Genomic DNA, 25,296 nt, shown 5'->3' with positions numbered 1-25,296 from the left:
CGCCATGACTTTTTCCATCGTGGGTCGCTGCGCCGAGACCGGCCAGCTGGGCATTGCCATCAGTTCTTCGAGCATCGCCGTCGGCGCGCGCTGCCCCTGGCTGCGGGCCGGGGTCGGTGCGGTGTCGAGCCAGAACATCACGCTGCCGGCCCTCGGCCCGCAGATCCTCGATGAACTGGCCAACGGCTCGGCGCCGCCCCAGGCGCTGGACCACTCGTTGACCCGTAACGGCTACAGCCAGTACCGCCAGGTGGCGGTGGTGGATGCCCACGGTCGTACGGCGGTGTTCAGCGGCAATCATGCGCTGGGCATCAACAACGCGGTGGCCGGTGACCAATGCGTGGCGGCCGGCAATCTGCTGGCCAACAGTGGGGTGATCGAGGCGATGGTCGCGGCCTTCGAAAACAGCGAAGGCTGCCTCGCCACCCGCCTGATGAACGCCTTGCAGGCCGGGCAGGACGCCGGCGGCGAAGCGGGCGCGGTGCACTCGGCGGCGTTGTCGGTGGTCGGTGACCTGACCTGGCCGATTGTCGACCTGCGGGTGGATTGGGCCGATGAAAACCCGATTGGCGAGCTGGGCAAACTGTGGACGGCCTACGAGCCGCAATTGCAGGACTACCTGACCCGCGCCCTCAATCCGACCCTGGCCCCCGCGTATGGAGTGCCCGGCGATGAGTGAGTTGCGCAGCCGCGCCATGCTCGCGCGGTTGATCGGGTTCGCCACGGTCAGCCGCGATTCGAACCTCGAGCTGATCGAGTTCGTGCGTGACTACCTGCACGAGCTGGGCGTGGATTGCGAACTGATCTACAACGCCGAGCGGACCAAGGCCAATCTGTTGGCCACGGTCGGCCCGAGCGTGGCCGGCGGCATCGTGCTGTCCGGTCACACCGATGTGGTGCCGGTGGACGGCCAGGCCTGGACGGTCGAACCGTTCAGCCTGAGCGAGGCGGGCGGCAAGCTGTACGGTCGCGGCACCGCGGACATGAAAGGCTATCTGGCCTCGGTGCTGGCCGCCGTGCCGGTGTTTCTCGCCAGCCCTTTGAAGCGCCCGGTGCATTTGGCGTTTTCCTATGACGAAGAGGTCGGCTGCCTTGGCGTGCGCGGTTTGCTGGAGGTGTTGCCCCAACGCATTCCGGCTCCGGCGTTGTGTTTGATCGGTGAGCCGACCGAGCTCAAGCCGGTGCTTGGCCACAAGGGCAAGCTGGCGATGCGTTGCCACGTACGTGGTGCGGCCTGTCATTCGGCCTACGCGCCTTATGGGGTCAATGCCATCGAGCAGGCCGCGCGCCTGATCGGTCGGCTGGGCGACATCGGCGCCACCCTGGCCCGGCCGCCGTTGCACGACAAGCGCTTCGACCCGGCGTTCTCGACCGTGCAGGTCGGCGTGATCCAGGGCGGTACGGCGCTGAACATCGTGCCAGCGGACTGCCGTTTCGATTTCGAGATCCGCGCCTTGCCGGACTTCGCTCCGCAAGTGGTGGTCGATGAGCTGCAGGACTACGCCGAGCAGACGTTGCTGCCGGCCATGCAGGCCGTGGACAGCGATACCGCGATCCGCTTTGAAAAAATCTCGGCCTATCCGGGCCTGGCGACACCCGCCGACAGCGCCGCCGCCCGGCTGATTGCCGAGCTGTGCGGCAGCGATGATTTCGGCACCGTGGCCTTCGGCACCGAAGGCGGGCTGTTCAATCAGGCCGGGATTGCGACCGTGGTTTGCGGTCCCGGCAGCATGGACCAGGGGCACAAGCCCGATGAATTTGTCAGCGTCGACCAGATGGCGGCCTGTGACCGCCTGATGGATCGCCTGGCGGCTTATCTGAGTGAGCAATAACAACAATGGGTCAACAGGGCTGATTCCGGTCAATCACCTGTAGGAGCCGGCTTGCCGGCGATAGCGATTTGGCAGGCGACATCGGTTTTGACCGATCCGCCGCCATCGCCGGCAAGCCGGCTCCTACAGGTGACGAATCGGCATTGGTCAGTGTGCGAACCCATACTTTCGAGGAAGCGATCCATGTCCAGATCCTTGCGTTGCAGTGTTCCGTTTGCCCTGGCGTTGTTGAGTGCCAGTGTGTGGGCGGCCCCCCAGGACCTCACCGTGATTTCCTTCGGTGGTGCTACCAAACAGGCCCAGGATAAAGCCTACTTCCAGCCGTTCAATGCCAGCGGCGCGGGCAACATCATCGCCGGTGAGTACAACGGCGAGCTGTCGAAGATCAAGGCCATGGTCTCGGCCGGTCACACCAGCTGGGACGTGGTGGAAGTCGAAAGCCCCGAGTTGTTGCGCGGTTGCGAGGAGGGCCTGTTCGAGAAGCTCGACGCCGGGCGCTTCGGTGATTCGGCGAACTTCGTGCCCGGTGCGCTGACCGAATGCGGGGTGGCCACTTACGTCTGGTCGATGGTCATGGCCTATGACCAGAGCAAGCAGGCCAAGGCGCCGCAATCCTGGGCGGACTTCTGGAACGTCGCCGACTTCCCGGGCAAGCGCGGCCTGCGCAAGAGCGCCAAGTACACCCTGGAAATCGCCTTGCTGGCCGACGGCGTCAAGGCGGATGACATTTACAAGGTCTTGAAAACCCCGCAAGGCGTGACCCGGGCCTTCGCCAAGCTCGACCAGATCAAGCAAAACATCCAGTGGTGGGAGGCGGGTGCGCAACCGGCACAATGGCTGGTGGCCGGCGACGTGGTGATGAGCGCGGCCTACAACGGCCGGATCGCCTCGGCGCAAAAGGAGGGCATGAAGCTGAGCATCGTCTGGCCGCAAAGCCTGTACGACCCGGAATACTGGGCGGTGGTCAAAGGCACGCCGAACAAGGCATTGGCGGAAAACTTCATCGCGTTCGCCAGCCAGCCGCAGACACAAAAAGTCTTCTCGGAAAACATCCCCTACGGGCCGGTGCATCGCCAGACCCTGCCGTTGCTGCCCAAGGATGTGCAGGAACAACTGCCGACCGCCGAGGCCAACCTGGCCGGCGCACGGGCGGTGGACGCAGAGTTCTGGGTCGACCATGGCGAAGAGCTGGAACAGCGCTTCAACGCCTGGGCTGCGCGCTAATTCAGGCACCGCATAACCCCCTGTGGGAGCGGGCTTGCTCGCGAAAGCGGTATGTCAGCCACATCGATGCTGGATGTGCCGCCGCCTTCGCGAGCAAGCCCGCTCCCACTAAAAACAGTGCGATACCTCAGGTTCAAGCTTTGCCGCCTTCGCGCAGTGGTGATGACAGTCAGTTAAAACGCAGAACCCTGTGGGAGCGGGCTTGCTCGCGAAAGCGGTATGTCAGCCACATCGATGCTGGATGTGCCGCCGCCTTCGCGAGCAAGCTCGCTCCCACAAAAAACAGTGCGATACCTCAGGTTCAAGCTTTGCCGCCTTCGCGCAGTGGTGATGACAGTCAGTTAAAACGCAGAACCCTGTGGGAGCGGGCTTGCCCGCGATGGCGGTATGTCAGCCACATCGATGCTGGATGTGCCGCCGCCTTCGCGAGCAAGCCCGCTCCCACAAAAAACAGTGCGATACCTCGGGTTCAAGCTTTGCCGCCTTCGCGCAGTGGTGATGACAGTCAGTTAAAACGCAGAACCCTGTGGGAGCGGGCTTGCCCGCGAAAGCGGTATGTCAGCCACATCGATGCTGGATGTGCCGCCGCCTTCGCGAGCAAGCCCGCTCCCACAAAAAACCAGTGCAATACCTCGGGTTCAAGCTTTGCCGGGTTTGCGCAGTGGTGATGGTAGTCAGTTGAAACGCAGAACCCTGTGGGAGCGGGCTTGCCCGCGAAAGCGGTATGTCAGCCACATGGATGCTGGATGTGCCGCCTTCGCGAGCAAGCCCGCTCCCACAAAAAACAGTGCGATACCTCGGGTTCAAGCTTTGCCGCCTTCGCGCAGTGGTGATGACAGTCAGTTGAAACGCAGGACCCTGTGGGAGCGGGCTTGCTCGCGAAAGCGGTATGTCAGTCACATTGATGTCGGATGTGCCACCGCCTTCGCGAGCAAGCCCGCTCCCACAGGGATTTTGTTGTTCTGATTATTATTGGTTTTTCCTGCTGATAAATGGCCATTACTGCGCAATCTTTTTTAAGGTTTAAAGGCACAAATTAACTAATTTTCCTCTCCTCGCTCTTTGTCCATGATCGTCTCCAACAAGAAATGCGCCGTCCCGTTTGCGCACACCGAAGTACGAACACGTACTCATCCTTGCCTTGGAGTTCGTCATGTCCACCACCGCTTCATCCGCCCCGCTCATCGAGAAACACACGATCGGGTACGTCCCTCCTGAGGATCGCCACGGAAAGGTCAAAGATCTGTTCACCCTGTGGTTCGGCGGCAATATCGCGCCGTTGCCCATCGTCACCGGTGCGCTCGGCGTGCAGTTGTTCCACCTGAACCTGGTCTGGGGCATTGTCGCGATCATCGTCGGCCACCTGGTCGGTGGTGTGCTGATGGCGCTGCACTCGGCGCAAGGCCCGCAGATGGGCATTCCGCAGATGATCCAGAGTCGCGCGCAGTTCGGTTCCCTGGGCGCGTTGCTGGTGGTGGTGATAGCCGGCGTGATGTACATCGGCTTCTTCGCCTCCAACATCGTCCTGGCCGGCAAGTCGCTGCATGGCGTGGTCGAAAGTGTGCCGGTATCGGTGGGCATCGTCCTCGGCGGCCTCGGTTCGGGGATCATCGGCATCATTGGCTACCGCTTCATCCACGTGCTCAATCGCATCGGCACCTGGGTGCTGGGCCTGGGCATCGTGCTGGGCTTCGGCTACATCCTGACCCACGTGCAGACCGATGACTTCCTGACCCGCGGCAGTTTCAACATCTCCGGCTGGCTGGCCACGGTGTCGCTGGCAGCGCTCTGGCAGATCGCGTTCGCGCCGTACGTGTCCGATTACTCGCGCTACTTGCCGAAGGACGTCAAGGTCAGCTCGACCTTCTGGGCGACCTACCTGGGTTCGTCGCTGGGCTCGATCCTGTCCTTCGTGTTCGGCGCCGTCGCCGTGCTGGCCACGCCCGTGGGCATGGACACCATGGACGCGGTGAAACTCGCCACCGGTGCCATCGGCCCCTTGATGCTGGTGCTGTTCCTGCTCAGCGTGATCAGCCATAACGCCCTGAACCTGTACGGCGCGGTGCTCTCGGTGATCACCTTGCTGCAAACCTTCGCCCATCGCTGGATTCCGACCGCGCAGAGCCGGGCGGTGCTGTCGCTGATCATCCTCGCCGGTTGCTGCGTGGCGGCCATCGGCGCCTCGGCGGATTTCATCGGGCATTTCGTCGACCTGGTGCTGGCGTTGCTGGTGGTGCTGGTGCCGTGGACCGCGATCAACCTCATCGACTTCTACGCGATCCACAAGGGTGACTACGACATCGCCTCGATCTTCCGCGTCGACGGCGGTATCTATGGGCGCTTCAACCCGCAGGCGCTGCTGGCCTACGCCATCGGCATCGTGGTGCAGATTCCGTTCATGAACACGCCGATCTACACCGGCCCCGTGGCAGTGCATATCGATGGCGCGGATCTGTCGTGGCTGGTGGGCTTGATCGTCACGACGCCGCTGTACTACTGGCTGGCGAACCGCGATACCGCTTACCGTCGCCGGCAGAACGTGGCGAGTCTGATGTCGGGCAACATGTAAAGGACGCTGGAACAGGCGTACCGGGTTGAAATGAGGCTGTAATTCGGGATAGCCGTTTGTCGGGCGTATGGTTATGCTCAGCGAGCCTGCCAATCGCCAATGATAAACAACCACAGTGAAGCCATGAGCCAATCCGACACGCGTGCGACTGTTCTAGCGCTGTATCCAGAAGATTCCCGTGAGGCTGCGGCGTTGCTCAAGCAGGCAGTGCCGCTGATGGTTCGTCACAACATTCCGCCCAACCCGGTGCACTACGCGCTCTGGTACACCTACAGCAAGGGCCAGGAGCCGGAACTCAACCGGCACCTGGACCGGGTGGTCAACGATTTCGACGCTTTCCCGCCGGAGTCGGCGACCAGGCTGTTTCGCGAGTACATCATCCGCGACGAACTGGCGGACGCCCGTTCCGGGCAGCAGGAAGCGATTAACCTGGTCGACGACATGGAGCGCGATGTCTCGCGCAGCGTGAAGGGTAACCAGAACTTCCAGGCCAGCCTTGGCCAGTACCTGCAAATGCTCGAAGAGCCGGCCAGCGAGCGCTTGCCGAGCATCCTGATCCAGTTGCAACAAAGCACCCGGCTGATGCAGGGGCAGCAGGAACACTTCCTCGCCCAGTTGCAGTCGGCGCAACACGAGATCAAAAGCCTGCGCGACAAGCTGGAGCGCGCCCAACTGGCCGCGACCCTCGATGGCCTGACCGAATTGCTCAACCGCACCACCTTCAACCGCAAGCTTGAACAGGCGATGAATGACGCGGCTTCCGGCGTGGCGCTGGTGATGCTGGATATCGACCACTTCAAGCAATTCAACGATCAGTACGGCCATCCGTTGGGGGACCGTGTTCTCCAGCATGTTGCCCGGGTGTTGCGTGACTCGCTGTCAGGCGAAGCCTTCGCGGCGCGTTACGGCGGTGAGGAGTTCTGCGTGGTGCTCAAGGATTGCCCGGATCTGGCGGCGGCGGGTGCGTTTGCCGAGCGTCTGCGTCTGAAAATCCAGTCGCTGCGGGTCAAGGCCCGGGGCACCGATACCGTGCTGGACACCATCACCGCGTCGTTCGGCGTGGCCCATGCACAACCCGGCGACACGCCGGAAAGCCTGCTGACCCGCGCCGACGACGCGCTGTACCAGGCCAAGCGCAATGGGCGCAATCTGGTACGGCAGTAAACCCTTGAAGGACGAACCCCAGCACCTGTGGCGAGGGAGCTTGCTCCCGCTGGGTCGCGCAGCGGCCCCAAAACCTGAGCACTCAGGTATCACCGGGTAAACAGGGTTTGCGACTGCTGCGCAGCCGAACGGGAGCAAGCTCCCTCGCCACAGGTGTTTTGTTGCTCCTTCTATCCGCCGGTTAGCCGAGGATGAAGTAGACCTTGCGCACCGGGGTGAGGTTTTCCCAGGTGCCCTGGAATCCGCTGGCGACCACGAAGGAATCGCCGGGGCCGAACGTGCGCGCGACGCCTTCGGCATCGGTCAGGCGCACCGTGCCCTCGAGAATGTGGCACAGCTCATCGTAATCGCACTGGCAACGCTCCCGGTGCGGTCCCGCCTCCCAGATGCCGGCCACGGCGTTTTTCCCGGGCGCCACAAAGTGCCGCCAACTCTTGCTGCGATAAGGCGCGTCGACCACGGCCGGGTCGTCGATTTCGGTTTCACGGGGGGCAAGCTCACTGGCGAAGTCGATGACGTGCCGGGGCAGGGCTGTGGACATGGTGGTCTCCGGATCAGGAATCGAAGCCGATGCCAAAGGCATCGAAGGTCTTGAGCAGCAGGTCGCGGTGACCGTCGCGGTCCTCCCGCGCCAGAGAGCGCTGGGCCAGTTTCACGCCGACATAACGCAACGGCTCGGGCGGAAAGCGGAACGGCGCCTTGGAGGTCATCAGCAGCTCGGTGCGTTCGGTGCGTTCCCCGGCCAACAGGTCGAGCATGTTCAGCGCAGCGAAGCGACTGGCCGATACCCCTTGCCCGGTGAAGCCCAAGGCATAGGCAACGCGGCCCTGATTTTCGCAACCGGTGAACATCGTGGTGCGTGCCGAGGTGTCGATGATGCCGCCCCAGGCATGGCTGAAACGCACATCGCCGAGGGCCGGGAAGGTCTGGTGAAACTGTTCGGCCAGGCGCTGGAAGCTTTGTGGGCGCTGGGTCAGGGCTTCGTCGCGGCGCCCGCCGAAATGGTAGATGGCATCAAAGCCGGCCCAGAGAATGCGGTTGTCGGCGGTTTTGCGCAGGTAGTGGAACTGATTGCCGGAATCGGCGATGCCGTATCGGTCGGTCCAGCCGATGGCGGCCAGTTGTTCATCGCGCAGTGGCTCCGTGACCAGCGAGTAGTCGTAGACCGGGATCACGCTCGAGGCCAGATGGCCGAGCAGCGGTGGAGCGATGTTGGTGGCGAGGGCGATCTGCCCGGCGATGATTTCGCCATCGGCCGTGCGCAGGCGCAGGCTGTCGTTGCGCGCATCCAGTTGCAGCACCGGGCTGTTTTCGAACAGCGCGATCCCTTGTTCAAGGCATACGCGGCGCAATTCGGCAGCCATTTTCGCCGGATTGAGCAGGGCGTAGTTGGGTTCGAACAGGCCCGCCACGTACGCCGGGGAGTCGAGTTTCTGTGCCAGTTGAGGGCCTTCCAGCCACTGGCAGTCAATGCCGAACCGCGCGTAGTTGCGTTGCATGGCACGCAGTCCGTCGACCTGCCACGGCTGGTAGGCGACGTTGAGTTTGCCTTGGCGTTCGAACTCGACCTGCATGCCGAAGCGATCCACATCGGCCGCCAGCTCATCGAGGTTCTGCCGGCCCAGGCGGATCAGTTGCTGCGCTTCATCCGGCCAACGCTTGAGGGCGTTGGACACGCCATGGGAAATGCTCGGTGCACAAAAACCGCCATTGCGCCCGCTGGCCTCACCGCCACAACGACGGGCCTCGATGATCGCGATGCTCAGCTTGGGGTTGCGCTGGCGTGCCAGTAGCGCCGTCCACAATCCGGTAAATCCGCCACCGACCACCGCCAGGTCGCATTGCACGGTTGCGCTGACGGAAGGTGCGGCGGGCGGTGGGGTGACGGTGTCCTGCCAGAAGGGATGGGGCAGGACGTGGTCGAGCGCATCGAGACGCGGTGGGGCATTCATGCTGAAACTCCGGCGGTGTGTCGGGCAGCGACGATTGCGTTCGGTTGCCCGACGGTTTTTGTTGTTATGGCTAGAGGTCTAGGATCGCTCGGGCGGCAATGTCGGTGCCGCGGGTCGCCTGCATGCGCAAGCTGAACGAGGCGAGGCGTTGCTTCATCGGTTGGTCGGTCAACAGTTGTTCGAGGGCGCCGGGCAGGGCGGCCAGGGGATCGGCGAAGCGCGGCAGGTAGCGGCCGACGCCGACTTCCTCGGCGCGGGCGGCGTTGTCGTGACCGTCCCAGCAATAGGGAATGATCAGCGACGGCAAGCCGAAGTACAGCGCCTCGCAGAAGCTGTTGTTGCCGCCGTGATGGATGAACACATCGCATTCCTTGAGCACGGCGGGCTGGGCAAACCAGCTGTCGAGGTACACGTTGTCCGGCACGGTGGTGTACATGTCGCGGTAGGCGCCGACGTTGACCAGGAAGCGGTACGGCAAGGTCTCGATCGTGCTGATCAGGCGTTTCATCATCCCGGTGTCGGCGGCGCCGAGGCTGCCGAAGCTGAGGTAGATCAGCGGCGCGTCGTTGTGCCGTGGAAAGTCCGGGACGATGTACGGCGCTTCGCGGCGTACGCAGCCGTCGAGGTAGACGTAGCGCTGCGGATCGAGCGGCTGCCGGCGTTCATAGCGCACAGGCGTCGGCGACAGCAGCAGGTTGAGCCAGGGTGAATCGGTGAGGAACTGCCCTGCCGGACAGGGCGCCGTATGGTTGCCCAGGAGAAACTGTGAAAAGCGTTCATGGGCCGGTGCGACCGCTTTGAGGTAGTGCTCGGAGTAACGCTCGCAGGCCTCGGTGTCACTGGCCAGGCAGCCGGAGAGGTACGGCGGAACGGCGGCATCCGGCAGTTCGGTCTCGGCGCAGGACACCACCCGCACCCACGGGCAGCCGGCGTTGGCGATGGCCGGGAACATCACCACGTTGTCGAGCACGATCACGTCGGGCTTGAGGCGGCCGAGCAACTGCTGCAAGGGTTTTTCCGCTTCGATCGCGGTGTCGATGATGGCTTCCCAGGCGGGCGCCACGTAGCTGTCGATCTGCGCCAGCGGGGTCTGGTCGAAGTAGGGAATGCTGCGCTCGATGAAGCGTTCCCAGTAGTGCTGGTGTTCCGCCGCCGACAAGGGGCTCACTTGCGGAATCGGATACTCGTCGAAGCCGTACTCGGCGAACAGCCCCTGGAAATGCTCGTGGCAGATGAACACCGGTCTGGCGCCCAGCTCGCGCAACGACTGAGCGATACCAATGCAGTTCAAGGCCGCGCCGAAACTGGCTTCCGGAAACAGGGCGATCAGTTTTTGTTTTTGCATGGCGAGGACTGTCCATGGCGGGTCAGACCCGCCGCTCCTGAAGGTGTTTTTGATGCTGTCTTATTTTCAAAAAAAAATCATCATGTTTTTGCGTGGCGCTTAACGACGCCCGAACAGATGACTTTGCGGAATGCCCCGGTTAGCGGTTTGCGGGCGTTGTGCGGCGCTCAGGCGCAGGTGCAGGCGCAGCAGGTCGGCGGCGATCTCCATCTGCCCGCGTTCGATCTGCGCGATGATTTGCAGGTGTTCGCGCAGGGCCTCTTGCAGGCGGTGCACGCTGACCGATGGCAGCAGGTTCGGCAGCCGGCGCAAGCCCTGATGCTGGAGCAGGGCGTCGCTGATGAAGCGGTTGCCACAGCTCTGGGCCAGCAGTTCGTGGAAGCTGATGTCCAGCTCGCGAAACTGCTGCAGATCGAAGTCTTCCACGGGGCGGGCGAGCAGGCTTTGCATGGCGCTGCGCAACAGCGCAAGGCGTTGCGGGTCGGCGTTGAAGCTCGGGCTGAGCAAGGCTTCGGGCTCGAGGATCAGACGGAATTTCAGGCTTTCTTCGAGGGCGGCCAGGCTGTTCAGCGACGGGCGAAACAGCCAGGACTGGCCGGGGCCGCGCTCGATGGCCTGGCTCTCGCTCAGTTGCTGCAAAGCCTTTTGCGCCGCCGGCCGGCCGATGTCGTAGCGGCGCATCAGTTCGCTGATGCTGATGCTGTCGCCCAGGCGCCCGGCCATGCGGTCACGCAGCACCGAGGCGGCCAGTTCTTCTTCCTCGGCCTGGGGCAGGGCGGCGTTGAAGGCCTGGCCCGCCGGCGATGCCAGCAAGCGGTAGCCCTTGCCGGCTTCGTGGCTCAGCAGGTTTTCTTCCAGCAGCACTTTCAGCGCACCTCGAATCAGCGTGCGCGACACCTGGAACGTGCGGGCCAGGGCCTGTTCGGCCACCGGGTCGCCGGCCACCAGGCCGCTTTCCTGGGTGTGCTCCAGAATTCGCCGGGCGAGTTCCAGGTGATTGGTACGGGGCTTTTTCTCGGCTGTCGTGCTCAAGCGTCTTATCTCGGTTCGGTCGCTGGCGAATCAGGTGCTCATCTTATGCCATGCGCCGCTCAATGGTCCTGTGCTAACGCGCATTCCTCTGTAGGAGCTGCCGCAGGCTGCGATCTTAAAGATCAAGATCAAAAGATCGCAGCCTGCGGCAGCTCCTACAGGGTGAGGAATCGGAAAAAGGCGTTGACATCTTTTGATACTGGTCCTAATTACTAAAAAAAAACACCAGCAATCGTTTCTCGTTTTGCCGTACTGCCTTCGAACACAACAATAAACAATCGTCGGGTGAGTATTTATGAGCAAGCTGAATGATCTTCTGTGCGCGGGATTGGCCGTTTCCCTGGCGATCGCCTCACAGGCTGCAAGTGCGAAAGACATGGTGATTTCCATCTGGGATGGCTACATGGCCCCGGATGCGCTGGAGAAGTTCAAGGCGGCCAGCGGTGTGGACGTCGACAAGGCGCTGCACGCCACCAACGAAGAAATCATGGGCAAGCTGATGGCGTCTGGTGGTGAAGGCTATGACGTGGTGTTCGTCTCCTCGCCCTTCGCCGAAGTCCTGCACAAGCAGGGGCTGCTGGCGGACATCGATCCGGTCAAAGTCCCCAACCTGAAAAACCTCTACCCCGAAGCCACTCACCTGGAATATGACCAGGGCAACCAGTTCTCCGTGCCTTACACCTGGGGCACCACGGGCATCTGCTATCGCTCCGACAAGGTGACGCCAGCACCGCAAAGCTGGAACGAGCTGCTTAACCCGAGCGATGCCCTCAAAGGCAAGGTGACGATGCTCGCCACCGACCGCTGGATGCTTGGCGCCGGTTTCCTCGCCAAGGGTTGGTCGGTCAACGACAGCGACCCGGCACAGATCGCCGCGGTTCGCGACCAGTTGATCGCCACCAAAAAACGCATTCTGTCCTTCGACGACACCACTTTCTATTCCAAGCTCGCTTCCGGCGAATCGCTGATGGCCCACGCCTGGGACGGCTGGTGCAACTACGGCACCCAGGCCAACGCGGCGATCAAGTTCGTGGTGCCCAAGGAAGGTTCCGACCTGTGGGTGGACACCATGGTGGTGCTCAAGAGTTCGAAGCACCAGGACCAGGCCTTCAAGTTCATCAACTTCATGCTGGCCAAGGAAAACCACGCCTGGGTCGCTGAAAACATCCTCTACAAAGTCCCCAACCAGGCGGCCATGGCCGGGTTGTCCGCGGACCTGCTCAAGCAATACCCCAACCTGACCATCGCCCCCGCCGAGCTGCTGAAAATGGAGCAATTGCGCGACCTGGGCGGCACCACGCAAAAGGCCTACACCCGCGCCGTCACCGAAATCATGGCAGCGCAGAACTAACGCCACGTCGATCCGAGGCATGCCCGGCATGCCTCGCCACGCTCGCAAGCCGCCTCTGTCCTGAGGCGGGAGGATAGGGTTAATGAGTGCTTTGCATGCTGACAGGCGTCTGTCGGCCTGGCTTCTTGCGCCCGGCTTTGGCTGGCTGCTGATGTTCCTGGTGATTCCGTGCCTGCTGGTGCTGGTCTACAGCTTCGTCGAACGCGGTGCCTACGGTGGCATCGACTGGTTGTTCACCTGGGAAAACTACCAGCGCGCGTTCGATCCGCTGTACCTGGGCATCCTGCTCAAGTCGGCGAAAATCGCCGGGCTGGCCACGGTGTTCGCGGTGTTGATCGGCTACCCGGCGGCCTATGCGATTGCCCGCGCACCACGGCGGCGCCAGGCGGTGTACCTGTTCCTGGTGATGCTGCCGTTCTGGAGCAACTACCTGATCCGCACCTACGCCTGGATCGTCCTGCTCAACCGCGAAGGCCTGATCAACCGCCTGCTGCAAGTGTTCGGCTACAGCGGCGAACCCATCAGCCTGCTGTACACCGAGTCGTCCGTGGTGTTGGGGCTGGTCTACAACTACATCCCCTTTGTGATCCTGGCGATCTTCTCGTCGCTGTCGCGGATCAACAACGAACTCTGGGACGCCTCGAAAGACCTCGGCGCCTCGGGCTGGATGACCTTTCGCCGGATCATCCTGCCGCTGAGCGTGCCGGGTATCGCCGCCGGTGCGGTGTTTGTCTTCGTGCTGAGCATCGGCAACTTCATCACCGCCGACCTGCTGGGCGGCAAGCAGGTGCAGATGGTCGGCAACCTGATCTATGCGCAATTCCTCACGGCGCGGGACTGGCCGTTCGGTGCGGCGCTGAGCTTCTTCCTGATCGCGATCATGCTGATCCTGTTGTTCATCCAGGCCCTGGTGGCCCGTCGTGCAGAAGGGGCGCGTTCATGAGTCAGCCACGTTCTGTCGGCGCCACCGTGCTGGGTTCGCACCTGGGGCTGGTGTACGCCTTCCTTTATATACCGATCCTGGTGTTGATCCTGCTGTCGTTCAACAAGTCCGGGTTGCCCACCGCCTGGGGCGGCGTGTCGTTGAAGTGGTACGCGGCACTGGCGCACAACACGGCGATCCTGTCGGCGGCGCTCAACACCCTGATCGTCGCCTTGTCGGCCACCTTCATTGCCTGCGTGCTCGGCACGTTCCTCGCGCTGGGCATCGAGTTGCGCCGCAAGGGCAATGACAAGGGCCAGGTGGTCGACACCTTGCTGATGGCGCCGATGATCATTCCGGACATCGTGCTGGCGATTGCGCTGCTGAGCTTCTTCAACCTGCTCAAGGTTGGCCTGGGGCTGCACTCGATCATCATCAGCCACGCGGTGTTCAACATCGCCTTCGTCTGCGCGGTGGTGCGCACGCGGCTCAAGCACTTCGACTATTCGATACTCGAGGCCTCGATCGACCTCGGCGCGAGCTGGTTCACCACCTTGCGCCGGGTGCTGTTGCCGGTGATTTTCCCCGGCGTGCTGGCCGGTGGATTGCTCTCGTTCACCCTGTCGGTGGACGAATTCATCATCGCCTTTTTCAACTCCGGCTCCGGCCAGGCTTCGACCACGTTGCCCATGCAGATCTACGCCATGATCCGCTTCGGCGTCACCCCGGAAATCAACGCTCTGGCGACGCTGGTGATGCTGGTCAGCATCACCGCGCTGCTGGCTTCGCAGCGTCTCAACAAGGCTCCTCGCACCCATGAATAATTCTTCCGCGGTACTGATCCTGGACAAGGTCAGCAAGTCTTATGGCAACGGCCTGGCGGTCAACGAGGTGTCGCTGAGCATCCGCGAGAACGAGTTCTTCGCGCTGCTCGGGCCGTCCGGCTGCGGCAAGACCACGCTGCTGCGCATGCTCGCCGGTTTCGAGACCCCCAGCGGTGGCTGCATCTACCTGGACGGCAATGACATCTCGCCGCTGCCGGCCAACAAGCGTCCGCTGAACCTGATGTTCCAGTCCTATGCGCTGTTCCCCAACATGACCGTGCGCAAGAACATCGCCTACGGCCTGGAAATGGAGCGTCTGCCCGAAAGCGAAATTCGCCGCCGGGTCGATGAAGTGCTGAGCACTGCGCAGCTGGGTGAGCTGGCCGAGCGCAAGCCCGATCAGCTTTCCGGTGGCCAGCGTCAGCGCGTGGCACTGGCGCGGGCATTGGTCAAACGCCCACGGGTTTTATTGCTCGACGAGCCCTTGGGCGCTCTCGACAAAAAGCTGCGGGAAAAGATGCAGCTGGAACTCAAGCGCCTGCAACACGAGAGCGGCATCACTTTCATCATCGTCACCCACGACCAGGAAGAAGCGCTGGTGATGTCCGACCGCATGGCGGTGCTCGACGGCGGCAAGGTGTGCCAGTGCGGCAGTCCGTCGGAGCTGTACGAGAACCCCAACAGCCGGTTTGTCGCCAACTTCATCGGCGTCAGCAACCTGCTCGAAGGCGTGCGCTCGGGCCAGCATTCGGTGCGCGTGAATGGCCAGGAGTTGAGCGTGGAAACCGACGCACCGCTGGTGTCCGGCCAGTCCGTCGCCGTGGTGGTGCGCCCCGAACGCCTGCAGGTGCTGGCGGAGCAGGGCAGCGATTGCCCGAATCAGGTCAGCGGCAAAATCGTCGAGGTCGCCTACCACGGCCTCGACACCAACCTGCACGTGCAGACAGCCCTCAGCGACAAACCGCTGATCGTGCGCGTGCCGTCCTCACAGTTTGAATTCGCCCATTTTGCAATCGACACGACCATCCGGCTGGGCTGGCAGGCCCGGCATGCCCGCGTATTGACACGCTGAACAATAAAAAGACCAGGCAGGAGCAGCACTCGATGAAACAGAAAGTGATCGCATTCTTCCCCGAAGCCGCCTACGGCCCGGCGCTGAACTCAGTCGGTATCGCCCAGGCCTGTGAAGCCCTGGGCCATAAGGCGGTGTTCCTCACCGACCCGGGCATGAGCGGTGTCTACGCCGGGTATGGTTTCGAGGAGCACATGGTCAACATGTCGGCGCCGATGCCGGCCGAAGAGATGGCCCGCTACTGGGTCGACTTCATCAACGGCCACATCCCGAACTTCCGCAAGTCGCCACTGGAGCAGATCGACAACTACGTCAAGGAATGCTGGGCGGCCATCGTCGAAACCGCCAAGTGGGCGCAAAAGGACCTGCCGGCGGTGCTGGACAAGGTCAAGCCCGACCTGATCTGCGTCGACAACGTGATCCTGTTCCCGGCGATCAAGCAATACGGCAAGCCGTGGGTGCGGATCATTTCCTGCTCGGAAAACGAGATCGAAGACCCGGACATCCCGCCGCACCTGTCGGGCATGAGCATCGACGACAAGGCCGGCCACGCGCAATTTCGTCAGCGCTTCGAGGAAGTGGTCGGGCCGATCCACGAGGACTTCAACCGGTTCCTCCAGGCCCACGGTGAAGCGCCTTATCCGCTGGGCACCTTCTTTGAAGCCTCACCCTTCATGAACCTGCTGCTGTACCCGGACGCGGTCAAGTTCGACCGCCGCCATCCGCTGCCGGCCGAGCGTTTCCATTACCTGCAAGGTTGCGTGCGCCACGACACGCCGTACGAGATTCCACCGTTCCGCGCCCACAACGACAAGCCGCTGCTGTACGCCAGCTTCGGCAGCCTCGGTTCCGGCGATGTCGAGTTGCTCAAGCGCCTGATCGAGGTGGTGGGCAAGCTGCCTTACCGGGCGTTGTTCAACGTTGGCGAGCACCTCGACGAATACACCGACCTGCCGGACAACGTGCAGATATCCAACTGGTTCCCGCAGCCGTCGGTGATCGCCCAGGTCGATGCGGTGATCCACCACGGCGGCAACAACAGCTTCACCGAATGCCTGTTCTTCGGCAAACCGGCGATCGTCATGTCCTACGTCTGGGACGGCCACGACAACGCCATGCGCGCCGAAGAAAGCGGTCACGGTTTCAAGCTCGACCGCTACGAATGGAGCGAAGAACAGCTCGCAGAAAAACTCCACGGCTGCCTCAACGACGAGGCCATGCGCCAACGCCTGCAGCGCACCAGCGCGCAGATGCAATCCCGCAAGGGGCCGCAAGACGCGGCCGCGATTCTCGACAAGGTGCTCAACGATGCCTGATTCATCCACCACGGCGGGTATCACGCCGTACCTCGAAGCCGTCAGCAGCCGCACCGACCTGGTGGACTGGGGCGTGCAGAGCGACGCCGTCGAAGGTGTCTCGCATTCCAGCGGCCGCTTGCTGTTCAAGGGCCCGAACAACAGCCCGGAAACCGGGTTGTGGGTGTGCACCCCCGGGCGCTGGCGGCTGTCGATTCCCCGGGACGAGTTGTGCCACTTCATCGCCGGGCGCGCCACTTACCGTAACGACAATGGTGAGGTGATCGAAGTGCGGCCCAACACCCTGGTGCTGTTCCCGGCCGGTTGGACCGGTGAATGCGACGTCCGGGAAACCTTGCGCAATGTGTACATGCTCGCTTGAGCGAGAGCTTTGAGCGGCAAGCTTCAAGCTGCAAGTTAGAAGCAGCGCGATGTGGGCTTTGAGCTTTGAGCTTTGAGCTTTGAGCTTGGGGCTTGCAGCTTGCAGCTAAAAAACCCTTTTTTTGGAGACCAATAATGACTATGTCGCCTACCCCGTTTCTGTACGACCCCCTGAGCATCACCGACGTCAAGGATTGGGGCGTGATCCCGACCATGCTCGAAGGTGAATCCCGTGTCTCCGGCGTGGTGCTGCACAAAGGCCCCGAAGGCCAGTCCGAATGCGGCATCTGGATCTGCACCCCGGGCAAGTGGTTTTGCCATGTCACCAGCGACGAGTTCTGCCACTTCCTCGAAGGCCGCTGCACCTACGTCCACGAGTCCGGCGAAGTGATCGAGATCAAGCCCGACACCGCCGCCTTCTTCGGCAAGGACTGGAAGGGTGTGTGCACCGTCCACGAGACCATCAAAAAGGTCTACATGATCCGGTGACTGCCATGACTGATGCACTGGCGTCATCGCCAACCCGTGAAGACCAGCGCGCCGCCTTCCTGGCCCGCGCCGGTTTCGCCGGGGCCCCGCTGGTGGCCTTGCCGGCGGATGCTTCGACCCGGCGTTATTTCCGCCTGGACGGCGCCGGCCTGTTGCTGATGGATTCGCCGCCCCAGAGCGAACCCATCGGCCCGTTTGTGCGCATCGCCCGGCAGTTGCAAGGGCTGGGGCTGTCCGCGCCGGCCTTGCTGGAAGTAGATGAAGTGGCGGGGCTGGCGCTGATCGAGGATTTCGGTCACGACACCTACACCCGGCTGCTGCTGGCCGGGCATTCGGAGTCGGCGTTGTATCACCTGGCGGTCGATACGCTGGTGGCCTTGCACCGCGCAGCGCCGGCTGCGGAACTGGCGCCTTACGACGCGCAGCGACTGGCGGACGAGTGCGCGCTGTTCATCGACTGGTACGTGCCTTTAATCGTTGGCAAAGAGGCGGCACAGGACCTGCGCCATGAGTATCTGGCGCTGTTCGCCGAGGCTTGTGGTGACGTTGCCCAGCGCCGCGAAGCCCTGGTGCTGCGCGACTTTCACGTCGACAACCTGATGCTGCTGCAAGGCCGCGAAGGTGTCGCCGCCTGCGGCTTGCTGGATTTCCAGGATGCCTTGGCCGGAGCGGCGGCCTATGACCTGATGTCGCTGCTCGAAGACGCCCGGCGCGATGTGCCCGAAGCGTTGCGTGAGGCACTGATCAGCCATTACCTGTCGCAGCGCCCGGAGCTGGACGCGCGGCGTTTTCTCGAAGACTACCGGCGCCTGGCCGCCCAGCGTCACGCCAAGGTGCTGGGGATTTTCGTGCGCCTGGCCGGCCGTGACGGCAAGCACGCTTACCTGGCGCACCTGCCGCGCACCCTGTGTCTGTTTGTCCGTGCGCTGGACGCCGAGGCCTTTGCGCCCCTGCGCCAGTGGCTCGACCGGCATGTGCCGGGCTGGCGAGAAGAGCTGCCCGCCACGACCCTGGCGACATTGCGTCAAACCCCTTATCGATTGGTTCAAGGATCATCCCATGGCCACCTTTAACAGTGATACTGCCTTGCGTTTCATCAACCCCGAGTTCCTGCCGTTGAGCGATGGCCGCGTGCGCCAGGTGCTCGATCCGGCGACCCTGCAACCGGTCGGGCAAGTCGGCGTGTGTGGCGAAGCCGATGTGCAAGCCGCCATCGATGCCGCCACCGCCGCGCAAAAGCAATGGCGCCTGGTCGACGCGAAAAGCCGCGCCGCGCGCCTGCATCAACTGGCCAATGCCATCGAACAGAACCTGGCGTGCAACCGTGAAGTCGCGCGCCTGATGACCCTGGAGATGGGCAAGCCGTTTCCCGAGGCCATGGGCGAACTGGCCAACTGCGCGCCGATCTTTCGCTACTACGCGGAAATGGCCCGGGACGATGCCGGCAAGGTCGCCGGCACCACGCAGATCGGTTCCTTCCAGCATGTGCGCTACGAGCCCTATGGCGTCAGCGTACACATCATGCCGTTCAACTTTCCGATCCTGCTGATGTGCTGGACGGTCGCCGCGTCGCTGGCGGCGGGCAATGCCTGCCTCATCAAGCCGGCGGAAGCCACGACCCTGTGTACCCTCAAGTTCATGGAACATTTCAGCGCGTTGTTGCCGGGGCTGGTGTCCTGTGTGCCGGGCGATGCGGTGACTGCGCAGCTGCTGGTGCAGTCGGCGCAGACCCACGCGGTGGCCTTCACCGGGAGTGTCGCGGCGGGCAAGGCGGTGGCCGTGGCCTGTGCCGAGCGGATGAAACCTTGCGTCATCGAGGCCGGTGGCAGCGATCCGTTGATCATCTCCAGACATGCGCCGCTGGACGTGGCAGCGGCGGGTGCAGTGACGGCTGCGTTCCATCTCAGTGGGCAGATCTGTACCTCGGCTGAGCGCTTGTATGTCGTGGACGAGGTGCATGACGAATTTGTCGCGAAGTTCGCTGAACGCACCCGCGCCCTGCGCATCGGCCATGGCCTGGAACGTTCGGAGATCGGGCCGATGGTCAGCGAAGCGGCCCGCAGCAAAGTCATGCGCCTGGTCGATGACGCCGTGGCCAAGGGCGCGAAAGTGGTGTGTGGCGGGCGGATTCCACCCCGGCAGACGGTCGGCTGGTTCTATGAGCCGACCATCCTCACCGGCGTGACCGCTGACATGGCGATTCTTCAGGAAGAGTGCTTTGGCCCGGTGGCGGCGATCTGCCGGGTCAGCGATTTCGATGAGGCGGTGCGGCTGGCCAACGACTCGCCATTCGGCCTTGGGGCCTCGCTGTTTTCCACGGACCTGGCCGAAGCCATGGAGGCGGCCGAGCGCCTGGAAGCGGGGATGGTCTGGGTCAACAACCCGTTGATCGACAACGATGCGCTGCCGTTCGGTGGCTGGAAGATGTCCGGCCTTGGGCGCGAGCTCGGGCGTCAGGGGCTGGAAGCGTTCCGCCGCTCGAAAATGGTCATCATCGATCACCAGCCGAAGATTCAGGACTGGTGGTATCCCTATGCCGACGATGTGTTCTATCGCGATCCGGCCTGAAGCCCGGATGCACACAGGAGGATCGTGATGAGCGACAACATGGGCGGGTCGACGCTGGCGGTGATTCTCGCGGCCGGGCAGGGCAAGCGGATGCAGTCGCCGCTGCCCAAGGTGCTGCACCCGGTGGGCAACCGACCGCTGCTCGGCCATGTGCTGGCGGCGGTGGAGGCGGCCGGTATCGAGCAACGGGCGGTGGTGGTGGGCGCGGGCGGCGAGCAGGTGGCTGAATACCTGCGGCAGGTCGCACCGACGGCACAGGTGTTTACCCAGCATGAACAACGGGGCACGGCCCACGCGGTACTCGCCGCCCGACTGGCCTTGCAGGTCCAGCAGCAGGGCTATGTGTTGGTGCTGTTTGGCGACTCCCCGCTGATCACCCCGCAGACTTTGAATCGCTTGCGCAGGGCGTTGATGGACGGCGCGGCGGTGGCGGTGGCGGGTTTTCACACCCAGCGGCCGGGACCCTACGGGCGGCTGCTGGTGGAGCAGGGGCGTTTGCGGGCGATCCGCGAAGCCAGGGATGCGAGCCCGCAGGAGCTGGACATCAACTTCTGCAATGGCGGCGTCATGGGCCTGCGGGCCGATACCTGCCTGTGGTTGCTGGAGCGGATCGGCAACCGCAATGCCCAGGGCGAGTACTACCTCACCGATGCGGTGGCGGTGGCCAACGAGGCGGGGCTGATGGTGACTGCCGTGGAAGTGGAGGAAACCGACGTGCTCGGGGTCAATGACCGCGAGCAATTGCAGGTCGCCGAACAGCTGTACCAGCAGCGTCGGCAGCGCAGGATCAAGGAGTGTGCCATGGGTGACTATCAACGGTTGTACATCGGCGGAGAGTGGGTTGCCCCGGTTCAACGCGGTGTTTTCGATACGCTCGATCCGAGTGACGAATCGGTGCTGGCGCGGGTCGCTTCTGCCACGTTCGAGGACGTCGACCGGGCGGTGGCGGCCGCGCGTTCGGCGTTTGATGAGGGTGACTGGCCACGCTGGTCCGGCGCGCAACGGGCCGAGGTCCTGCGCCGTATCGCCGAGGGCATTCGCCACCGTCAGGACGAACTGGCCGCCATCGAAGTGCGCGACAACGGCAAGCCATTGCCGGAAGCATTGTGGGACATCGCCGACACCGCTGGTTGTTTCGACTTCTATGCCGGGTTGGCCGAACAGTCGGATCAACAGGGTGAACAGTCGATCGATGTGCCGGATGCGCGCTTCACGTCATCGGTGATCAAGGAGCCGGTCGGTGTGGTCGCGGCGATCATCCCGTGGAATTTCCCGATGTTGATGGCCTCGTGGAAAGTGGCCCCGGCGCTGGCGGCAGGTTGCACCGTCGTGCTCAAGCAATCGGAACTGACCCCATTGACCGCCCTCGAACTGGCGGGTATCGCCGACAAGGCAGGGTTGCCGGCGGGGGTGCTGAACGTGATCACGGGCCTGGGACGCGAGGCGGGCGCGCCGCTGGCCAAACACCCGTATGTCGACAAAGTCGCCTTCACCGGCAGCGTACCGACCGGGCGCAAGATCATGCAGGCGGCTGCCAACGATATCAAAAACATCAGCCTGGAACTGGGCGGCAAATCACCCTTCGTGATCTTCGCCGACAGCGACATCGACGCCGCCGTGGAGTGGATTCTGTTCGGGATCTTCTGGAACCAGGGCCAGGTCTGTTCAGCCACTTCGCGGGTGCTGGTGGAGCGCGGATTGTACCCGGCGTTGCTCGAACGCCTGATTGCCGCGACCGAGCAGATTCAGATCGGCCAGGGTTTCGAAGAGGGGGTGAAACTCGGGCCACTGGTCAGTCAGGGGCAATTGGACAAGGTGCTGGCGGCCATTGCAGCGGGTCAGCAGGAGGGTGCGCGGCTGGTGTCGGGCGGTGGGCGGCCGGGCAATCTGGAAAAGGGTTACTACCTGACGCCGGCGATTTTCGCCGATGTCCCCGAGGACAGCTCGGTGTGGCGTGAGGAAATCTTCGGCCCGGTGGTGTGCCTGCGCGCCTTCGACACGGAAGCCGAAGCGATCCGATTGGCCAATGACTCGCCGTTCGGCCTGGCGGCCGCGGTGATGTCCCGGGATATCTCGCGCTGCGAACGGGTCGCTCGCGGATTTCGCGCCGGCATTGTCTGGGTCAACTGCTCGCAGCCGACCTTCGTCGAAGCGCCGTGGGGCGGCTACAAGCAGAGCGGCATCGGCCGCGAACTGGGGGAGTGGGGCTACAACAACTACCTGGAAACCAAGCAGATCACCCGCTACAACGGCGAACCCTGGGGGTGGTACCTGAAGTGAAGTGAACGCCGGTTGGCAGGTGCCCTGCAGGTAGGAGCGAGCTCGCTCGCGATGGTCGTCAACGATAACGCGGGCTGGCAGGTGCCCCGCGGCGCTCTCGGGTTTATCGCGAGCAGGCTCGCTCCTACAGTTTTGGCATGGGCACGGTCCCCTGTGGGAGCTGGCTTGCCAGCGATGGTCGTCAACGATGACGCGGGCTGGCAGGTGCCCCGCGGCGCTCTCGGGTTTATCGCGAGCAGGCTCGCTCCTACAGTTTTGGCGTGGGCACGGTCCCCTTGTGGGAGCTGGCTTGCCAGCGATGGTCGTCAACGATAACGCGGGTTGGCGGGTACCCCGCGGCGCTCTGGGGTTTATCGCGAGCAGGCTCGCTCCTACAGTTTTGGCGTGGGCACGGTCCCCTTGTGGGAGCTGGCTTGCCAGCGATGGTCGTCAACGATAACGCGGGTTGGCGGGTACCCCGTGGCGCTCTCGGGTTTATCGCGAGCAGGCTCGCTCCTACAGTTTTGGCGTGGGCACGGTCCCCTGTGGGAGCTGGCTTGCCAGCGATGGTCGTCAACGATAACGCGGGCTGGCAGGTGCCTCGCGGCGCTCTCGGGTTTATCGCGAGCAGACTCGCTCCTACAGTTTTGGCGTGGGCACGGTCCCCTTGTGGGAGCTGGCTTGCCAGCGATGGTCGTCAACGATGACGCGGGCTGGCAGGTGCCCCGCGGCGCTCTCGGGTTTATCGCGAGCAGGCTCGCTCCTACAGTTTTGGCGTGGGCACGGTCCCCTTGTGGGAGCTGGCTTGCCAGCGATGGTCGTCAACGATAACGCGGGTTGGCGGGTACCCCGCGGCGCTCTCGGGTTTATCGCGAGCAAGCTCGCTCCTACAGTTTTGGCGTGGGCACGGTCCCCTGTGGGAGCTGGCTTGCCAGCGATGGTCGTCAACGATAACGCGGGCTGGCAGGTGCCCCGCGGTGCTCTGGGGTTTATCGCGAGCAGGCTCGCTCCTACAGTTTTGGCGTGGGCACGGTCCCCTTGTGGGAGCTGGCTTGCCAGCGATGGTCGTCAACGATAACGCGGGCTGGCAGGTACCCCGCGGCGCTCTGGGGTTTATCGCGAGCAGGCTCGCTCCTACAGTTTTGGCGTGGGCACGGTCCCCTGTGGGAGCTGGCTTGCCAGCGATGGTCGTCAACGATAACGCGGGCTGGCAGGTGCCCCGCGGTGCTCTCGGGTTTATCGCGAGCAGGCTCGCTCCTACAGTTTTGGCGTGGGCACGGTCCCCTTGTGGGAGCTGGCTTGCCAGCGATGGTCGTCAACGATAACGCGGGTTGGCGGGTACCCCGTGGCGCTCTCGGGTTTATCGCGAGCAAGCTCGCTCCTACAGTTTTGGCGTGGGCACGGTCCCCTGTGGGAGCTGGCTTGCCAGCGATGGTCGTCAACGATGACGCGGGCTGGCAGGTGCCCCGCGGCGCTCTCGGGTTTATCGCGAGCAGGCTCGCTCCTACAGTTTTGGCGTGGGCACGGTCCCCTGTGGGAGCTGGCTTGCCAGCGATGGTCGTTAACGATAATGCGGGTTGGCGGGTACCCCGTGGCGCTCTGGGGTTTATCGCGAGCAGGCTCGCTCCTACAGTTTTGGCGTGGGCACGGTCCCCTTGTGGGAGCTGGCTTGCCAGCGATGGTCGTCAACGATGACGCGGGCTGGCAGGTGCCCCGCGGCGCTCTCGGGTTTATCGCGAGCAAGCTCGCTCCTACAGTTTTGGCGTGGGCACGGTCCCCTTGTGGGAGCTGGCTTGCCAGCGATGGTCGTCAACGATGACGCGGGCTGGCAGGTGCCCCGCGGCGCTCTCGGGTTTATCGCGAGCAGGCTCGCTCCTACAAAAGCGCTCGGTGAACCAGGGTCGCGGCTATCCCCACACATGGGTTATTACACCCACCTGACCGGGCCTTTTTCACCAAACTTGCGTCTCGCCTGGCACACCGTCAAACAGCTCGTTCATTAATCTGGACTTTTTCCTGGCCCTGTAGTGATGGCTCATTCGTTGCTTAACCCCTTGGTACCCGCAACAGTTTTCGTCCCATGACGCGAGGGGTGAAAAAATGAAGCCAGCGACGCCAGCAGGCAACGCCATCGCCTTACTGCTCAGGTCAAGCCCGCCCTGCACGATGCTCCTTCCCGGAACACGTCACGGGCTGACAACGCGCTTTCACCCAGCGTGCAGTCATCTTTCAGATCGCCACCGACGGCCAGCCCGGCCAATTGTTCACGAGAGCTATTACATGTGCGGCGGGAAAGGGAGAACGGGTGATGGCTTCCACGACTAAATCCATTGATCTGATCACGAAAAGACCGACCCACCTTTACAAGCAGCTCGCTCAGTTGAGTCTGATGGTTGTTGCGTTGCTGATGATGCTGGCGTTGTCCGCCGTACTGGCGATGGCGTTGACTCTTTGAGCGCTCTGAGCTGCCGACGCCGGTGACGGGTCGGGTCGAATGCAAACGGGTGAGCAAGCCCGTGAATTACCCAGCCAATGGAACTGCACACCATTGTGGCGATCAAATCCTTTACGGGTGAGACGCGCGTCGTAATGGTTACGCATTCGCATTGAACGCCCAGTCAGGCTGTAAAGCCGGGAGGGCAGCATGGGCAACAGCGCGATGGTCAAGTTCTTTGCGGGCTACCTGTTCGTGTGCGCACTGCTGGCATGGGCGGTGACCCAGGCCTCTCCCTGGATTGCCTCGCAGCTGCTGCTCCACTGGATTCTCTAGCGCCGCACCCCTTCATTGCCACGCCCGATATTTCAAGCTCCGCGGGGGTGCAAGCCACGGTTTGAGCCTCTTCCTCTCCTGCGGTCCTGCCGCAACCTGTTTTCCCTCACGCATTCCAGTGGCAGACGAACGGTCATTTGCATTGCACTGTGATGGTGCGTCTCTATATAGTGGCATAACAATATCACCCTTGGTCAGCGGAGCTGCATTCACATCGTTGGGCGCTCTGGCTGACGCCTTGCCCAAT

The 25,296-nt window shown here is 63.0% G+C and carries 22 protein-coding genes and 1 pseudogene; 18 read left to right on the top strand and 5 right to left on the bottom strand.

Annotation, left to right across the window (positions count from 1 at the left end):
* Positions 1-4: 4 nt before the first annotated feature.
* Positions 5-679, top strand: coding sequence for a DUF1028 domain-containing protein (locus tag ACEN83_RS18645; protein WP_007976091.1), 675 nt, complete (start codon positions 5-7; stop codon positions 677-679).
* Positions 672-1,832: an acetylornithine deacetylase gene (gene argE / locus ACEN83_RS18640; protein ID WP_495578018.1), complete on the top strand. Its 1,161-nt coding sequence runs from the start codon at positions 672-674 to the stop codon at positions 1,830-1,832. The genes ACEN83_RS18645 and argE overlap by 8 nt, the downstream gene beginning before the upstream one ends.
* A gap of 29 nt (positions 1,833-1,861) precedes the next feature.
* On the opposite strand, the gene ACEN83_RS18635 is transcribed toward argE, so the two are convergent.
* Entirely contained in the window at positions 1,862-2,017 is a 156-nt protein-coding gene (locus ACEN83_RS18635; RefSeq protein ID WP_157222277.1) for a hypothetical protein, read from the bottom strand.
* On the opposite strand from ACEN83_RS18635, the gene ACEN83_RS18630 reads away from it, so the two are divergent.
* From ACEN83_RS18630 to ACEN83_RS18620, 3 genes are all read left to right on the top strand, one after another.
* Complete coding sequence (locus tag ACEN83_RS18630) at positions 2,016-3,056, top strand: ABC transporter substrate-binding protein (RefSeq protein WP_495578017.1); 1,041 nt, start codon at positions 2,016-2,018, stop codon at positions 3,054-3,056. The two genes, ACEN83_RS18635 and ACEN83_RS18630, sit on opposite strands and share 2 nt — an antisense overlap.
* 1,153 nt (positions 3,057-4,209) lie before the next feature.
* The gene (locus ACEN83_RS18625; RefSeq protein WP_116583309.1) at positions 4,210-5,625 is read left to right on the top strand and encodes a purine-cytosine permease family protein; all 1,416 of its coding nucleotides are present in this window, start codon (positions 4,210-4,212) and stop codon (positions 5,623-5,625) included.
* 123 nt (positions 5,626-5,748) lie between these two features.
* Complete coding sequence (locus tag ACEN83_RS18620) at positions 5,749-6,789, top strand: GGDEF domain-containing protein (protein WP_495578016.1); 1,041 nt, start codon at positions 5,749-5,751, stop codon at positions 6,787-6,789.
* Between the two features lie 181 nt (positions 6,790-6,970).
* Here the strand turns inward: ACEN83_RS18620 and ACEN83_RS18615 are convergent, their stop codons facing one another.
* From ACEN83_RS18615 to ACEN83_RS18600, 4 genes are all read right to left on the bottom strand, one after another.
* Entirely contained in the window at positions 6,971-7,330 is a 360-nt protein-coding gene (locus tag ACEN83_RS18615; RefSeq protein WP_015095627.1) for a cupin domain-containing protein, read from the bottom strand.
* Between the two features lie 13 nt (positions 7,331-7,343).
* Positions 7,344-8,741, bottom strand: coding sequence for an NAD(P)/FAD-dependent oxidoreductase (locus tag ACEN83_RS18610; RefSeq protein WP_495578015.1), 1,398 nt, complete (start codon positions 8,739-8,741; stop codon positions 7,344-7,346).
* A 70-nt stretch (positions 8,742-8,811) separates the two neighbouring features.
* Positions 8,812-10,086 (bottom strand): nucleotide disphospho-sugar-binding domain-containing protein, encoded by a 1,275-nt coding sequence (locus tag ACEN83_RS18605; RefSeq protein ID WP_495578014.1) that lies wholly within the window; start codon positions 10,084-10,086, stop codon positions 8,812-8,814.
* 99 nt (positions 10,087-10,185) lie between these two features.
* Positions 10,186-11,118 carry a GntR family transcriptional regulator gene (locus tag ACEN83_RS18600; protein ID WP_015095624.1) on the bottom strand — a complete coding sequence of 311 codons (933 nt, stop codon included), beginning with the start codon at positions 11,116-11,118 and terminating at the stop codon, positions 10,186-10,188.
* A 295-nt stretch (positions 11,119-11,413) separates the two neighbouring features.
* Between ACEN83_RS18600 and ACEN83_RS18595 the strand changes: the two genes are divergently transcribed.
* The 13 genes and pseudogenes from ACEN83_RS18595 to ACEN83_RS18535 all read left to right on the top strand — a co-directional run bounded on the left by ACEN83_RS18595 (position 11,414) and on the right by ACEN83_RS18535 (position 25,049).
* Entirely contained in the window at positions 11,414-12,469 is a 1,056-nt protein-coding gene (locus tag ACEN83_RS18595) for a polyamine ABC transporter substrate-binding protein (protein ID WP_007976110.1), read from the top strand.
* 82 nt (positions 12,470-12,551) lie between these two features.
* The gene (locus ACEN83_RS18590) at positions 12,552-13,412 is read left to right on the top strand and encodes an ABC transporter permease (RefSeq protein WP_015095622.1); all 861 of its coding nucleotides are present in this window, start codon (positions 12,552-12,554) and stop codon (positions 13,410-13,412) included.
* Positions 13,409-14,215 carry an ABC transporter permease gene (locus tag ACEN83_RS18585; protein WP_495578013.1) on the top strand — a complete coding sequence of 269 codons (807 nt, stop codon included), beginning with the start codon at positions 13,409-13,411 and terminating at the stop codon, positions 14,213-14,215. The genes ACEN83_RS18590 and ACEN83_RS18585 overlap by 4 nt, the downstream gene beginning before the upstream one ends.
* Positions 14,208-15,287, top strand: a complete 1,080-nt coding sequence (locus ACEN83_RS18580; RefSeq protein WP_116583314.1) for an ABC transporter ATP-binding protein — start codon at positions 14,208-14,210, stop codon at positions 15,285-15,287. The genes ACEN83_RS18585 and ACEN83_RS18580 overlap by 8 nt, the downstream gene beginning before the upstream one ends.
* 32 nt (positions 15,288-15,319) lie before the next feature.
* On the top strand, positions 15,320-16,603 hold the full coding sequence (locus tag ACEN83_RS18575; RefSeq protein ID WP_495578012.1) for a nucleotide disphospho-sugar-binding domain-containing protein: 1,284 nt from the start codon (positions 15,320-15,322) through the stop codon (positions 16,601-16,603).
* Positions 16,596-16,964 (top strand): cupin domain-containing protein, encoded by a 369-nt coding sequence (locus ACEN83_RS18570; RefSeq protein WP_495578011.1) that lies wholly within the window; start codon positions 16,596-16,598, stop codon positions 16,962-16,964. The genes ACEN83_RS18575 and ACEN83_RS18570 overlap by 8 nt, the downstream gene beginning before the upstream one ends.
* Positions 16,965-17,098: 134 nt before the next feature.
* Complete coding sequence (locus tag ACEN83_RS18565) at positions 17,099-17,452, top strand: cupin domain-containing protein (RefSeq protein WP_495578010.1); 354 nt, start codon at positions 17,099-17,101, stop codon at positions 17,450-17,452.
* A 5-nt stretch (positions 17,453-17,457) separates the two neighbouring features.
* Positions 17,458-18,525, top strand: a complete 1,068-nt coding sequence (locus ACEN83_RS18560) for an aminoglycoside phosphotransferase family protein (protein WP_495578009.1) — start codon at positions 17,458-17,460, stop codon at positions 18,523-18,525.
* Positions 18,512-20,020, top strand: coding sequence for an aldehyde dehydrogenase family protein (locus ACEN83_RS18555; protein WP_495578008.1), 1,509 nt, complete (start codon positions 18,512-18,514; stop codon positions 20,018-20,020). Before ACEN83_RS18560 ends, ACEN83_RS18555 begins: the two co-directional genes overlap by 14 nt.
* A gap of 27 nt (positions 20,021-20,047) precedes the next feature.
* Positions 20,048-20,527 (top strand): annotated as a pseudogene (locus ACEN83_RS18550) (NTP transferase domain-containing protein); the annotation flags it as partial.
* A 294-nt stretch (positions 20,528-20,821) separates the two neighbouring features.
* Positions 20,822-22,300, top strand: coding sequence for an aldehyde dehydrogenase family protein (locus ACEN83_RS18545; protein ID WP_495580889.1), 1,479 nt, complete (start codon positions 20,822-20,824; stop codon positions 22,298-22,300).
* A gap of 2,287 nt (positions 22,301-24,587) precedes the next feature.
* On the top strand, positions 24,588-24,734 hold the full coding sequence (locus ACEN83_RS18540) for a hypothetical protein (RefSeq protein WP_007976132.1): 147 nt from the start codon (positions 24,588-24,590) through the stop codon (positions 24,732-24,734).
* A gap of 189 nt (positions 24,735-24,923) precedes the next feature.
* The gene (locus tag ACEN83_RS18535; protein WP_007976134.1) at positions 24,924-25,049 is read left to right on the top strand and encodes a hypothetical protein; all 126 of its coding nucleotides are present in this window, start codon (positions 24,924-24,926) and stop codon (positions 25,047-25,049) included.
* Positions 25,050-25,296 lie beyond the last annotated feature (247 nt).

This window comes from Pseudomonas sp. Pseusp49 (assembly GCF_059491875.1).
This window is presented reverse-complemented; position numbering and strand designations above follow the sequence as displayed.

Coding starts and splice junctions, on each gene's coding strand:
- ACEN83_RS18630 (WP_495578017.1), top strand. CDS start 2,016: ATGTCCAGATCCTTGCGTTGCAGTGTTCCGTTTGCCCTGGCGTTGTTG.
- ACEN83_RS18540 (WP_007976132.1), top strand. CDS start 24,588: ATGGCTTCCACGACTAAATCCATTGATCTGATCACGAAAAGACCGACC.
- ACEN83_RS18555 (WP_495578008.1), top strand. CDS start 18,512: ATGGCCACCTTTAACAGTGATACTGCCTTGCGTTTCATCAACCCCGAG.
- ACEN83_RS18585 (WP_495578013.1), top strand. CDS start 13,409: ATGAGTCAGCCACGTTCTGTCGGCGCCACCGTGCTGGGTTCGCACCTG.
- argE (WP_495578018.1), top strand. CDS start 672: ATGAGTGAGTTGCGCAGCCGCGCCATGCTCGCGCGGTTGATCGGGTTC.
- ACEN83_RS18545 (WP_495580889.1), top strand. CDS start 20,822: ATGGGTGACTATCAACGGTTGTACATCGGCGGAGAGTGGGTTGCCCCG.
- ACEN83_RS18595 (WP_007976110.1), top strand. CDS start 11,414: ATGAGCAAGCTGAATGATCTTCTGTGCGCGGGATTGGCCGTTTCCCTG.
- ACEN83_RS18605 (WP_495578014.1), bottom strand. CDS start 10,086: ATGCAAAAACAAAAACTGATCGCCCTGTTTCCGGAAGCCAGTTTCGGC.
- ACEN83_RS18620 (WP_495578016.1), top strand. CDS start 5,749: ATGAGCCAATCCGACACGCGTGCGACTGTTCTAGCGCTGTATCCAGAA.
- ACEN83_RS18535 (WP_007976134.1), top strand. CDS start 24,924: ATGGGCAACAGCGCGATGGTCAAGTTCTTTGCGGGCTACCTGTTCGTG.
- ACEN83_RS18570 (WP_495578011.1), top strand. CDS start 16,596: ATGCCTGATTCATCCACCACGGCGGGTATCACGCCGTACCTCGAAGCC.
- ACEN83_RS18610 (WP_495578015.1), bottom strand. CDS start 8,741: ATGAATGCCCCACCGCGTCTCGATGCGCTCGACCACGTCCTGCCCCAT.
- ACEN83_RS18590 (WP_015095622.1), top strand. CDS start 12,552: ATGAGTGCTTTGCATGCTGACAGGCGTCTGTCGGCCTGGCTTCTTGCG.
- ACEN83_RS18560 (WP_495578009.1), top strand. CDS start 17,458: ATGACTGATGCACTGGCGTCATCGCCAACCCGTGAAGACCAGCGCGCC.
- ACEN83_RS18575 (WP_495578012.1), top strand. CDS start 15,320: ATGAAACAGAAAGTGATCGCATTCTTCCCCGAAGCCGCCTACGGCCCG.
- ACEN83_RS18635 (WP_157222277.1), bottom strand. CDS start 2,017: ATGGATCGCTTCCTCGAAAGTATGGGTTCGCACACTGACCAATGCCGA.
- ACEN83_RS18565 (WP_495578010.1), top strand. CDS start 17,099: ATGACTATGTCGCCTACCCCGTTTCTGTACGACCCCCTGAGCATCACC.
- ACEN83_RS18580 (WP_116583314.1), top strand. CDS start 14,208: ATGAATAATTCTTCCGCGGTACTGATCCTGGACAAGGTCAGCAAGTCT.
- ACEN83_RS18615 (WP_015095627.1), bottom strand. CDS start 7,330: ATGTCCACAGCCCTGCCCCGGCACGTCATCGACTTCGCCAGTGAGCTT.
- ACEN83_RS18625 (WP_116583309.1), top strand. CDS start 4,210: ATGTCCACCACCGCTTCATCCGCCCCGCTCATCGAGAAACACACGATC.
- ACEN83_RS18645 (WP_007976091.1), top strand. CDS start 5: ATGACTTTTTCCATCGTGGGTCGCTGCGCCGAGACCGGCCAGCTGGGC.